Here is a 12,463-nt window from a genome sequence, read left to right on the forward strand (position 1 = left end):
GCAAATGCTCTAACCAATAAGCCAAGCCAATAAGAGACTTAATCATGAGCCATCTTGCACAATCGATTCAAATTAAAAATACAACATTTAAGAACCGTATTATCAAAGGAGCAATGAGTGAAGCTTTGGCGAATCGTGAAGCTCAACCGAACAATTTACATCTAGGTTTATATGAAGCTTGGGCAAAAGGTGGTTTAGGTTGTGCAATTACAGGCAATGTCATGGTCAATATCGAGGCGAAAAATGAGCCAGGTGTTGTTGCTATTGAAACTGAACATGATTTAGAAAAATTAAAAGAGTGGGCAGATGTAGGTAAGAAATACGGCATGGTGCAATTGATTCAATTGTCGCACCCAGGTCGTCAATGTCCTAGGGGTTTAAATAAAGAAACTGTTGCGCCTTCAGCTGTACCATTTAGCCCAATGCTGGCAAGTACATTTGGTACGCCACGTGCACTGCGTGAAGATGAAATTTTAGATATTATTCAACGTTTTGCAGAAGCAGCACGTATTTGTGAAAAAGCAGGTTTTGAAGGTGTGCAATTACATGGTGCACATGGTTATTTGATTAGCCAATTCCTTTCACCTCTGACCAATAAGCGTCAAGATCAATGGGGTGGTTCTATTGAAAATAGAATGCGCTTCTTATTAGAAATTTATAAAGCTGTTCGTGCTAAAACCTCTGAAAACTTTATTGTATCAGTCAAACTGAATTCAGCAGATTTCCAACGTGGTGGAATCACTGAAGAAGAAGTGGTGCAGGTTTTTAAAGCCATAGACGCTGCGGGCATTGATTTAATTGAAATTTCAGGTGGGACATATGAAGCACCTGCAATGGCGGGTGCAAAAGCCGATAAACGTAAAGAAAGTACCATTGCTCGTGAAGCGTATTTCTTAGATTTTGCTGAAAATATTCGCAAAGAAGTGAAATGTCATTTGATGGTGACAGGTGGTTTCCGTACCGTACAAGGCATGAATGCTGCATTGGATAGTGGTGCATGTGAGTTTATTGGTCTTGCACGTCCTTTGGCAGTAGAACCTGATGTAAGCAATAGTTTGATTGAAGGGCGTGATGTGCGTTATGCCGTTGAAGCGATTAAAACGGGGATTCCGTTTATCGATAAAATGGCGATTATGGAAGTCCTTTGGTATGCGGCGCAATTTAAAACCATTGCTCAAGGCAAACAACCGAATCCGAAACTTTCACCATTGAAAGTGTTTTTAAACTATGCAAAAAATAATGTCAAAGCCGTACTTCAAGGTCGTGTGAATTCACGTAAATCGGCTTAATGCTTTGAGCTAATGATTTAGCATCAATAGGCATTTGACCAATATTTTTGAAATACTGGAGCAGACCATTGTCCTTTCTTTAAAGCAGTTTGAAAGGCAGGTCTGCTTTGTATTTGTAAAAGATAACGTTGAATTTCAGAATATCTTTGAAAGTCAGTATCCAGTTCAAAACAAGCTTGTAATGGAAACCACAATAGAATATCGGCGATCGTGAAATGTTCACCTGCAATCCATGTATGGGTCGCTAGTTGCTGCTCGATCATTTGCATTTGCTGATGGAGCGTCTTGTTTAAAAATCCCTGATCAAAAGCATATTTAAAAAATTGAGCAAGATAATGGATTGGGAAAGGTGTCCGTTGCACAATTCGGCTAAAAATCTGCTTCAGTGCCAAGTTGGGCATGAAGTTGCTTTCAGAAAAATTCTTCCAAAAATAAAAATCAATGATTTCCTGAGCTGATAAATATTGTATTCCCAATTGTTGAGTGACGTAACTTAAATAGTCTGCAATTGCTGCGGTTTCAGTTAATACTGTGGAAGAAGTTTGCTCATTCTCAGAGATGAGTACGGTAGGGAATTGAGCAAATTTATTCAGTTGTTTTAATTCATCATGTTGATTTTCATAAATGTGTTTTTGATAAATTTTTAAATTGTAGTTTAAGTTTAATTCTTCCAATAGCCACAGAATGCGTTGCGATCGTGATTGCACTAAATGATATAAAGTTAAATGCATAATTCATTGAGCAAGCGAAGAATAGATGACTTAGAAATAGCAGAATGATGACTCAATGTAAATTTTCCATTCACTATAAATAAGCGGGTTTTCATTATGATTTTTCTAAATTATATGTTCCACTAGCGTATAGGATCGGAAGTTAGTGACAACTGTTCATTTTAGACATGGAGCTGTGGTGATGCAAAATCTTAATGATTATTACTATTTTGTCCAAGTTGTTAAATATCAGGGGTTTTCTAAAGTCAGTGAAAACTTAGGAATTACTAAATCTAAGTTATCACGCCGTATTTCTGAATTAGAAACACGATTAGGTGTTCGTTTGATTCAACGGAATACTCGAAAATTTGTCGTAACCGAAATCGGGCAACAATTTTATGAACATTGTTTGAAAATATTAGCAGACGTCAATCAAGCAGAAAATTTTATCCAAAGCACAGTTTCAAATGAACCCTCTGGGCAAATTCGAATTTCTTGTCCAGTCGCTTTAGTGAACATGCCTGTAGGGGCAATGGTTGCCGATTTTATGCAACAGTATCCAGATGTTCAGATTCATTTATTGGCAAGCAATCGCCGTGTTGACCTCATTGAAGAGGGTATAGATTTAGCTCTACGAGTCCGTAGCACTCCTTTGGAAGATAGTGAACTTATCGTTAGAGAACTTGATGCATGGGAGCATGTGTTGGTTGCATCTCCACAGTTATTCGAGCGTTATCCTATTCCGCAAAAACTAGAAGATCTGACAACATTACCCAGTATCGGTTTTGAACATCCTAAACCTGTATGGCTGATGCAGAAAAGCGGAGAAACAGATATTTTTCACGACATTGAATATTCGCCAAAATTAAGAACAGATAATTTTATTGCGATCAAAGCTGCGGTATTAAAGGGTGTAGGTATTGCTTCTTTACCCAAAGTGTATGCAAAAGAAGAATTGAATCAAGGGACGCTGGTCGAAGTGATGCCAGATTGGCACCTACCTAAAGGTGTGATTTATGTGGTTTATACTTCAAGATTGGGCATGTTGCCTGCGGTCAGAACGCTTTTAGAATATTTGATTGAGCAGTTTAAAAAATTGGACATTCATCAAATTAGAAAAATGCAAAGAATGCCCTAAATTAAAAATAAGATATTCTTTTTAGACTTTTAATGAGCGCAAAAGGCCATATTAAAATATTCAAATAAATCAGGTGTATTCATCCAAAGCACAACAGCAAGACTGAAAATGATAAGCAAGCCAATCCACAAGACGGCTTTTAACCATGAGAATGATGATAATGAATTAATCATCAACAATAGCCTCCTCATTGACAAAGAAGTGTACGATAACGCCTAAAAGGCTCAAGACAATCGAACAGATCCACATTGCATTATAATTACCTGTTAAATCATGGTTTAAACCACCCAGCCAGCCACCAAAAAATGATCCAACTTGATGGGTAAAAAATACGATGCCTGTCAGTGTGGTGAGGTACTTAACCCCAAACATATTGGCAACGATGCCATTGGTTAAAGGCACAGTAGATAACCATAATAAACCCATGATGATACCAAAAGCGTAAATTGTCCATATACTCAAAGGCAGTGCAAGAAAGGCAATAATGGCAACACCACGTAAACCGTATAAACCCATCAATAAATGTGGTTTTGAAAACTTATCGCCAAGATATCCTGCTGTATACGTCCCAAAAATATTAAATAATCCAACCAATGCTAAGAATATTGTTCCAGTCGAAGCATCAAAACCATGATCAATCAGATAGCCTGGTAAATGAATCCCTAAAAACACCACTTGGAAACCGCAGACTAAAAAACCAAAAGCCAACCATAAAAAGGGTTTGTGATTAAACGCAATCTTCAAAATTTGTTTGAAAGATAAACTTGGTTTTGCAACTTGGCTGACTGCATTGGGTGCAACATACATTGGTGCTTTGAGCATCCATGCCAGTGGAACAATGAGTGCAACCAAGATTGCTGTAATGACTAAGGCAGATGACCAACCAAAGTTTTTAATTAACAACAATGTTGTTGGTAACATAATGAATTGCCCAAAAGAACCCGCAGCACTGGCAATACCCATGGCCATACTACGTTTACTTGGATGGGCAGCTCGACCTACGGCTGAAAGTAGAATTGAGAAAGATGTTGCAGATAATGCTAAACCAATAATGATCCCGACACTAAAATCGAGCAAAAGCGCATTTGAACTGACTGACATGATGAGCAAGCCAATGCTATACAGCACACCGCCTGCAATAACCACTTTTTTACTGCCATACTTGTCTGCTAATGCGCCTGTAAAGGGTTGCATTGCACCCCAAAGTAGGTTTTGTATAGCAATGGCGAGGCTGAAAACTTGGTGACTCCAACCAAATTCATTGCTCATTGGCACAAGATAAAGCCCAAAACCATGACGTACACCTAAAGACAGCGCTAAAATAAAAGCACTTCCGATCAGCATAAAAATGAGCGGCTTAGAAAAGCGGGTATCATCCGTAATGTGCGACATAAGTCATCCAGTCAATTATTTTTAAAGCATTCTAAAAGTAATTGTAGTTGATTCAATCTCTGGTGACGATAGGCTAATCCTTTAACATTTGATAAATTTTTATGATTCATGTGCAGTCAAAACGCTGTGATGAAAGCTTATTTTTATAATAGATCACTATTTTTGAGCTTTATCTGAGAGCTAAATAGCAAAAACGACCCGAAGGTCGTTAAGACTTCAATTTCAAAGAAGTTTTTATCCCTGTTTTGAAATTAGATTTAAAACTAAATTTGAAATTAAAAACTAAAATTGAAATTAAAAACTAAAATTGAAATTAAAAACGATAACCAACCCCTGCATAACCCAAGATTGGATTGATTTCGATATCAGTTTTGGCATTGATTAAATTACCATATTTATCATCTGAAATGGTGATTTTGGTTGTTCCTTTTAGCTGTGCATAAGAAACTGAACCGACTGCAAACCAATGGTCATTGAAGTCATAAGTAAATCCAGCCGTTGCAATCGGAGCAAATGCATCATCAGCTTCTAGTTTAACCTTCGGATTACCACTGCTTTTTTTACCATCTAATGCTGCACCTGCTTGATTTTCCTTAATGTTAATGATCATATGGCCTGCATTGACCAAGTCTTGTTCAATGGTTTTATTCATTTCCAGTTCATTAAAATAAGCGTACATCATCCCGACACCAATATAAGGGCGGAATTTATTGACACCTGTTTTTCCAAAATGATATTGGAACTCAAAGGCTGGCGTCCAAGCACGTGCAGAAGCTGCTTTTTCATGTGCCTCTAAGTCAGTAATCAAAATATCTTTTTTTAGTGGTAAATCACCTACAAGTGCGCCAATTCCACTCGGTTTTGCGATACCTGAGAGTGGTGCGTAGATTTTGCCTTTCCCTTTAATATCAACTTTAGGTGGGACACCAGCTTTGATTTCAAGGGATACATGATCTGTAAAGAAATAATTCGACATGATGCCAAGTGTTGCAACATCGTCTGCTTCTAGTCCTGTCCCTTTTGATTCCCAATGCGACAGTCCATCGATGGTTGCTTCACCTGCAATATTTGACTTTAAATATTTCGTTCCATTTTCATCTTTATATGACAATAACCCGAGCGCATCTAAATCTACGGCAGTTTTTAAAAAATTCTTTTTCGCAGTCGCACCAGTTTTACTTTCATCAATTGCATCGAGTACCGAGTCAACTTTTACATCACCGACACCTGCTTTTTCACCTTCGGCAACAGCAGTATTGATTTGAAAGGGTTGCGCTTTTCCTGTTGGTTTGACATAAAGTGCGCCGACAGAAACAGAAAAGCGTTTAAATCCATCGCCATCTTTAAAACTAAAATAAGGCGAACTTGCATGACTGAGCAGGGGCGTGAATGAGCACGATGCAACAAGGCAAAGTAACGATTTATTCATAATTGGACTCCATGTCCCAAAATTGATACTAATTTTTATAAGCGCTCATTATTGATAAGTTGGATAAAAAAATATTGTTGTTTTTGAAGGGATATTCTTTTCACAAATGTGTAATTTAGCTCGAAGTTTTATCATCGGGTTTAAAAAGTGCTTGGATCATGTAAGTTTGTTACCTCGTTATTACATTTTTTATGAATTGATTTTTATAAATATTTTATTATAAAACATATATTTATATTTTAAATTTAAACTTGATGATAAAAAAAGGTCACTCGGAAGTGACCTTTTAGAATGGTAATGACGGCTATTCAGTCAATGACTTTTTATTTTGTAAAACGTGACAAGTCTTCTTCAGGACGAGCAGTTAATATTTCCACACCATTTTTTGTAACAAGTAAAGTGTGTTCATATTGTGCAGATAGGCTATGATCTTTAGTCACCACCGTCCATTTATCACCCATCAAGCGGGTTTGCCAAACACCAGCATTGACCATCGGTTCAATCGTGAAGGTCATGCCTTCTTCTAAAACCATACCTGTGTTTGGTTGACCATAATGCAACACTTGTGGTTCGTCATGGAACACAGTACCAATACCATGACCACAATATTCACGAACTACACTGAAACGTTCAGATTCAACATAACGTTGAATGGCATGACCGATATCACCAATAGTTGAACCTGCCTTCACCGTTGCAATACCACGATACATGGCTTCTTGAGCAACTTTACATAAACGATCTGCGAGGATTGAAGTTTCACCGCCAACGATATACATCATATTGGTATCGCCGTGAAAACCATCTTTAATCACAGTCACATCAATATTGAGAATATCGCCTTTCTTTAAAATTTTACTTTCAGAAGGAACACCATGACACACGACATGATTCACTGAAGTACAAATCACATGTTGGAAAGCAGCACGACCAGGTGCAGCACCATAGCCTAAGCATGCAGGGATAGCATCTTGTTTATTCACGATATAATCATGACAAATCGTATCAAGTTCAAGCGTTGTTACACCTGGTTTGATATGCGGTTTGATCATATCCAAAACTTCTGCAGCCAATCGACCCGCCACGCGCATTTTTTCAATATCATCTGCGGTTTTGATTAATCGACGAGGCGCTTCGTAAGTACTGTTCATGATCTTTAAAAACTTTTGGAAATTTGTATGTGACTATGGTATAAATAGCCGCCCAAATTATCAAATGCTTTTCGTTACTTTCTTCATGAACAGTTAACGAGAATTTTGATAAGGGTAATTTAAAAATCCGCACATATGTCGTCACATTGCTCTGGGTGCCTGAAGTTTTTTTTAATCTTGAGGTGGAGAATGCGGACATATGGAGGCCTAACCCAAACTTTAAGGTAAAGAAAATGGCAGATTACAACGTAAGCATGCGCGACCTTCTTCAAGCTGGCGCGCACTTTGGTCACCAAACTCGCTTCTGGAACCCAAAAATGCGTCAATACATTTTTGGTGCGCGTAACCGTATTCACATCATCAACCTTGAACATACTGTTCCTGCGTTAAACGATGCTTTGAATTTCGTTAACAATCTTGCAAGCAAAAAGAACAAAGTATTGTTTGTTGGTACAAAACGTGCTGCTTCAAACATCATCCGTGAACAAGCTCAACGCGCTGGTCAACCTTATGTAGATCACCGTTGGTTGGGTGGTATGTTGACTAACTGGAAAACTCTTCGTCAGTCAATCAACCGTTTGAAAGATCTTCAAACTCAATCACAAGACGGTACTTTTGCTAAACTAACTAAACGTGAAGCTTTAGAACGTACTCGTGAAATGGAAAAACTTGAACGCTCTTTAGGCGGTGTTAAGAACATGGGTGGTTTACCTGACGCATTGTTCATCATCGACGTTGATCACGAAGCGATCGCTATTAAAGAAGCTAAAAACTTAGGTATTCCAGTTATTGGTATCGTTGATACAAACTCTAACCCTGATAACGTAGATTTCGTTATTCCTGGTAATGATGATGCGATCCGTGCTGTAACACTTTATGCTTCTGCTATGGCTGATGCTATTCTTGCTGGTAAAGAATACGCTCAAACTCAAGCGAATGCTCAAGCTAAAGGCGAAGAAGCTGCGAAAGAAGCTCCTGAGGCTTAATGCGTTTTGACGCAAGCTTGTCATTTTTGCAATATATGATGACAAATTAAGCGTCGAGAAAGCAAAACGGCCCAGAGTACACTTTGGGCCGTTTTTGTTGAACAGATTCATATTCTACCGTATTTAGGAGAACAACATGACTGCAGTTACTGCGAGCATGGTAAAAGAATTACGTGACCGTACTGGCCTTGCAATGATGGAATGCAAAAAAGCATTAACAGAAGCAGCTGGTGACATCGAATTAGCGATTGACAACCTTCGTAAATCAGGTCAAGCAAAAGCTGCTAAAAAAGCAGGTAACATTGCTGCTGATGGCGCTATCACGATCGTTCAAGAAGGCAACAAAGCAATTCTTTTAGAAGTAAACTGTCAAACTGACTTCGTTGCTAAAGACGAAAACTTTGCTGGTTTCTCTGCAAAAGTTGCTGCTGCTGCTTTAGCTGCAAACGAAACTGATGCTGCTAAAATTGCTGAACTTAAACTTGAAGATGGTGCAACTGTTGAAGAAGCGCGTATTGCTCTTGTTCAAAAAATCGGTGAAAACATCCAAGTTCGTCGTGCTGCAATTGTTGAAGGTGAAAACCTTGCAGTTTACAAACACGGTTTAAAAATTGGTGTTGTTGTTTCTTACACAGGTTCTGCTGAAACTGGTAAAGGTGTTGCTATGCACGTTGCTGCATTCAACCCAGTTGCAGTTACTGCTGAAGACGTTTCTGCTGATCTTATCGCTAAAGAGAAAGAAATTGCAGAAGCTAAAGCGATTGAATCTGGTAAGCCAGCAAACATCGTAGAAAAAATGGTTACTGGTTCAGTTGAAAAATACTTGAATGAAGTTGTTCTTGAGCGTCAAATGTACGTGATCGACAACGACAAGAAAGTTGCTGATGTATTAAAATCAACTGGTACTACAGTTGTTCAATTCGTTCGCTTCGAAGTAGGTGAAGGTATTGAGAAGAAAGCTGAAATGAGCTTTGCTGATGAAGTTGCTGCTGCTCAGGCTGCTGCCGCTGCTCAATAATTTTTACTGATTCAGTAAAAATATTAAAAACCCCTCAAATTTTGAGGGGTTTTTTATTTAAAATAGATAGTTAAAATTTGAATAATAAAATTGCTGATTTTAAAAGATTAAGTACATAAAATTTCTCTGATTCTTCTATAATTCATCAATATCTTATTATCATAATTGTTAAATGTATGGCCAATAAAACTCAACTAGGCATTGGAGCTGTAATTGCAGTATTCATCGCTGCCTATTTTGGAATTGATTTAAATCAACAAAAAAATGAATCAGTTCAACAGCCTAAAGTTGAATATTCAGATCAACAAAGCAATCCTACAATACAAAATTCGAATCCATCTGTTGCGAGTAATGATCAAAATGACAGATATGCGAATAGCCAAAGTCAACATGGTCTTGAAGTTATTCGCCAATCTTATCAACGGAAATTAAGTAATGTTCAAGTGCAGTCCGTTGGACGAGTCAAAGCTATTTTACGTGATGATAATGATGGCTCACGTCATCAAAAGTTTATTCTCGCACTAGAGAATGGTTTAACTGTTTTAGTGGCACATAATATTGATTTAGCACCACGTGTCGCCAATTTACATAAAGGCGATACTATTGAGTTTTTCGGTGAATATGAATATAGCAATCAGGGTGGTGTGATTCATTGGACTCATCGTGATCCAAACCATCGCCATGAAAATGGCTGGTTAAAACATGACGGTCAAACGTATCAGTGATAGAGAATGGCTTCTTAGGAATCATCCAAGTAAAAGCACAGATATTGAAACGTGAAATTAAGACGTATAGCAATTTTGTTCTATACGTTTTTTAGAATCATGCTATTTTAAAAATAACCTATAAAGTCTGAATAGAAACATGCAGGAGTGGGCAAACTATTTTCACCTCAAGGAATTGGGTGGATTAGAATTGTTAAAAGCACAATATCACCATAAACAATTTTCTAAGCATGTGCATGAAGGCTATTGTATTGGTGTGATAGAAGATGGTGCGCAAAGTTTTTACCGTACAGGACAGCTTCATACTGCACCAAAAGGCGATATTATTTTAGTTAACGCAGATGAAATTCATACGGGTTCATCTGCTGTAGAATCTGGTTGGAAATATCGTGCGATTTATCCAACACCTGAAATGCTTTTGGAAGTTGGTCAAGATTTTTTCACGGTTAAAAATAGCGTACCGTGGTTTCCCAATGCTGTCGTTCATGATATAGGTTTGGCACAACAACTTTCTTTACTCTTTGATTTATTAGAACAAAAGGACAATGCTTTATTGAAAGAAAGCATGTATTTATCAACTTTAGCGCGTTTAATTAGTCGTTATGGTCGTGCAAAATTAACCCCTGCGGAGCTGCCTGAGGCACAAAGAAAAATAGAAATGGTCAAGGAGTTACTCAGTAGTTTTCCTGAACATGATTATTCTCTCAGCGATCTCGCAAGTTATGTCGGAATCAGTCCTTGGCATTTTTTACGTGAATTTAAAAAATATACAGGTCTGCCACCACACAGTTGGTTGGTTCAAGCACGTTTGCAAAAAGCTCGGCAGTTGTTAAAACAGGGTTTGAGTATTGCGAATACCGCGCAGAATACAGGTTTTTCGGATCAAAGCCATTTTAATCGTCATTTTAAAAAAGCCATGGGGGTAACACCTTCGCAATATCTCAATACTTTGTAGCATTTAAAAACAGTAGCAAAATAATGGTATTAAAATAACGTCAGTTCGGGATAAGCTTTGATGTAAGTTATTGAAAAGATAGATCATGCACAACGGAGTCTTACCGTTTAAAAGTCAAATGTAAGGATTAACCCACTTCGTCTTGCACTTCGCTTGAAATATATTTCAATCTTGTTCAGGTTCGACCTGAGAGGTACTACCTCGCAAGGCTTTCGGGAAAAGTAGGCAAAACCATTTGTCAGTCGCCAACTCGACAGATACTATCAAGTACCTAATATATTGCAAAAACAGTATGTTACAGATCTTGCGGAATATATTCCTCATGCCTCGAACAATGCGACTGACGTTCCCGCGTATCTAGTTGGGAATATATCTTATCTCGAACTCAGGTTAAAATAGCAATTTTATCCAATCTTTTGCCTTTATTTTAAAACATACTGGCATCATCCTCAGTTATGGATGATGCCGATGAATCATCAATTTGAACCTATTTCCAATCACTCAATGTCACAAAATACATTAAATAAAAAAGCGTTTCTGCAAGGGTGCATAGATATTTTACCGTTATCTATTGCAGTGCTTCCATGGGGCATTCTTGCTGGTTCTATGGCAATTAATGCAGGTTTGAGTTTTGCTCAAGCATTTTCAATGTCTGCAATTGTCTTTGCTGGCGCTGCACAATTGGTCAGTCTTGGTTTAGTGATGTCCAATGCATCTGTATTTACCATTATTATTACGATTTTCTTTTTAACCAGTCAGCATTTAATTTATGCATTGAATTTCCGTAAGGATGTTGCTCAATTTTCTACACCGCAACGCTTAATCATTGGTTTTTTGCTGACAGATGAACTATTTGCAGTGGGGATTGGTGAAAATAAACAACGTACTTTTGCTTATTTATTGGGCGCAGGTTTATGTTTTTATCTAGCGTGGTGTCTATTTAGTTTATTTGGAATTTTACTCGCACAATCCATTCCCAATTTAGAAAGTCTGCATTTAGATTTCTCAATTGTTGCCGTTTTTATTTTGATTATTGTCCCGATGATTAAAAATATTGCCACTTTGATGGGTGTAGTCGTCACTTTAATTTCAGCCTGTATTTTCAAATATTTTCACTTTGAAGGTGGCGTTGTATTGTCAGGTTTATTGGGAATGTTAGCAGCAATGTTGACGACTAAAATGAGCAGAAAAATGGCGGAGAATAACAAATGACTTGGATTTTATTACTCAGCTTAGCTTTGATTGTTTTCATAAATCGTTATTTTTTCCTAGAACCTAAAATTGCATTTAAACTTCCCGTATTTGTCGAAAATATGTTGCAGTATTCTGCACCATGTTTACTCACTGCAATTTGTGCGCCGATCGTATTTTTTCAAGGTGAACAGTTACGTTCTTTACCATTGGATGCTTATTTCCTTACCGCTATTTTGTGTATTGTATTTGCACTGATTTCTAAAAAAATATTATTGAATTTAAGTCTAAGTTTACTGTGCTTTTATGCTTTAAATTATTTTTTGCATGGATGAAAATAAATTTTTTATGATTTTTATTTTATGAATATCAATTAAAACAATGAATTAAAAATAGATTCATCTTCAGTTGAAATGAAAAATGAATGAATCAATCACTGTAAAATTAAAACAGTGATTACATTTTACTTGATGAGGATT

Annotated in this window: 13 protein-coding genes; 8 read left to right on the forward strand and 5 right to left on the reverse strand. The window is 37.4% G+C overall.

Annotation, left to right across the window (positions count from 1 at the left end):
- Positions 1-44 precede the first annotated feature (44 nt).
- On the forward strand, positions 45-1,289 hold the full coding sequence (locus GGG_RS0104135; protein WP_010112515.1) for an NADH:flavin oxidoreductase/NADH oxidase family protein: 1,245 nt from the start codon (positions 45-47) through the stop codon (positions 1,287-1,289).
- Between the two features lie 23 nt (positions 1,290-1,312).
- On the opposite strand, the gene GGG_RS0104140 is transcribed toward GGG_RS0104135, so the two are convergent.
- The gene (locus GGG_RS0104140) at positions 1,313-2,020 is read right to left on the reverse strand and encodes a glutathione binding-like protein (protein ID WP_010112517.1); all 708 of its coding nucleotides are present in this window, start codon (positions 2,018-2,020) and stop codon (positions 1,313-1,315) included.
- A 181-nt stretch (positions 2,021-2,201) separates the two neighbouring features.
- Here GGG_RS0104140 and GGG_RS0104145 point away from each other — a divergent pair, with 181 nt between their 5' ends.
- Positions 2,202-3,137 (forward strand): LysR substrate-binding domain-containing protein, encoded by a 936-nt coding sequence (locus tag GGG_RS0104145; protein WP_010112519.1) that lies wholly within the window; start codon positions 2,202-2,204, stop codon positions 3,135-3,137.
- A 29-nt stretch (positions 3,138-3,166) separates the two neighbouring features.
- Here the strand turns inward: GGG_RS0104145 and GGG_RS21145 are convergent, their stop codons facing one another.
- The 4 genes from GGG_RS21145 to map all read right to left on the reverse strand — a co-directional run bounded on the left by GGG_RS21145 (position 3,167) and on the right by map (position 7,109).
- The gene (locus GGG_RS21145) at positions 3,167-3,310 is read right to left on the reverse strand and encodes a hypothetical protein (protein WP_010112520.1); all 144 of its coding nucleotides are present in this window, start codon (positions 3,308-3,310) and stop codon (positions 3,167-3,169) included.
- Entirely contained in the window at positions 3,303-4,529 is a 1,227-nt protein-coding gene (locus GGG_RS0104155; protein WP_010112522.1) for an MFS transporter, read from the reverse strand. Before GGG_RS0104155 ends, GGG_RS21145 begins: the two co-directional genes overlap by 8 nt.
- A 313-nt stretch (positions 4,530-4,842) precedes the next feature.
- The gene (locus tag GGG_RS0104160; protein WP_029574438.1) at positions 4,843-5,961 is read right to left on the reverse strand and encodes an OmpW family protein; all 1,119 of its coding nucleotides are present in this window, start codon (positions 5,959-5,961) and stop codon (positions 4,843-4,845) included.
- A 320-nt stretch (positions 5,962-6,281) separates the two neighbouring features.
- Positions 6,282-7,109 (reverse strand): type I methionyl aminopeptidase, encoded by an 828-nt coding sequence (gene map / locus GGG_RS0104165; RefSeq protein ID WP_010112526.1) that lies wholly within the window; start codon positions 7,107-7,109, stop codon positions 6,282-6,284.
- A 233-nt stretch (positions 7,110-7,342) separates the two neighbouring features.
- Between map and rpsB the strand changes: the two genes are divergently transcribed.
- From rpsB to GGG_RS0104195, 6 genes are all read left to right on the forward strand, one after another.
- Positions 7,343-8,095 carry a 30S ribosomal protein S2 gene (rpsB, locus tag GGG_RS0104170; protein ID WP_004831703.1) on the forward strand — a complete coding sequence of 251 codons (753 nt, stop codon included), beginning with the start codon at positions 7,343-7,345 and terminating at the stop codon, positions 8,093-8,095.
- Between the two features lie 136 nt (positions 8,096-8,231).
- Positions 8,232-9,113 carry a translation elongation factor Ts gene (gene tsf, locus GGG_RS0104175; RefSeq protein ID WP_010112532.1) on the forward strand — a complete coding sequence of 294 codons (882 nt, stop codon included), beginning with the start codon at positions 8,232-8,234 and terminating at the stop codon, positions 9,111-9,113.
- A gap of 176 nt (positions 9,114-9,289) precedes the next feature.
- A complete protein-coding gene (locus GGG_RS0104180; protein WP_010112534.1) occupies positions 9,290-9,838 on the forward strand; it encodes a DUF3465 domain-containing protein in 549 nt (182 codons plus the stop codon).
- 139 nt (positions 9,839-9,977) lie between these two features.
- Positions 9,978-10,793 carry an AraC family transcriptional regulator gene (locus tag GGG_RS0104185; protein ID WP_010112537.1) on the forward strand — a complete coding sequence of 272 codons (816 nt, stop codon included), beginning with the start codon at positions 9,978-9,980 and terminating at the stop codon, positions 10,791-10,793.
- Positions 10,794-11,297: 504 nt separating this feature from the next.
- Positions 11,298-12,005, forward strand: a complete 708-nt coding sequence (locus GGG_RS0104190) for an AzlC family ABC transporter permease (protein ID WP_227500481.1) — start codon at positions 11,298-11,300, stop codon at positions 12,003-12,005.
- Positions 12,002-12,319 (forward strand): AzlD domain-containing protein, encoded by a 318-nt coding sequence (locus GGG_RS0104195; protein WP_010112540.1) that lies wholly within the window; start codon positions 12,002-12,004, stop codon positions 12,317-12,319. The genes GGG_RS0104190 and GGG_RS0104195 overlap by 4 nt, the downstream gene beginning before the upstream one ends.
- The last annotated feature ends 144 nt before the right edge of the window (positions 12,320-12,463 follow it).

This window comes from Acinetobacter sp. P8-3-8 (assembly GCF_000214135.1).
Lineage (GTDB): Bacteria > Pseudomonadota > Gammaproteobacteria > Pseudomonadales > Moraxellaceae > Acinetobacter.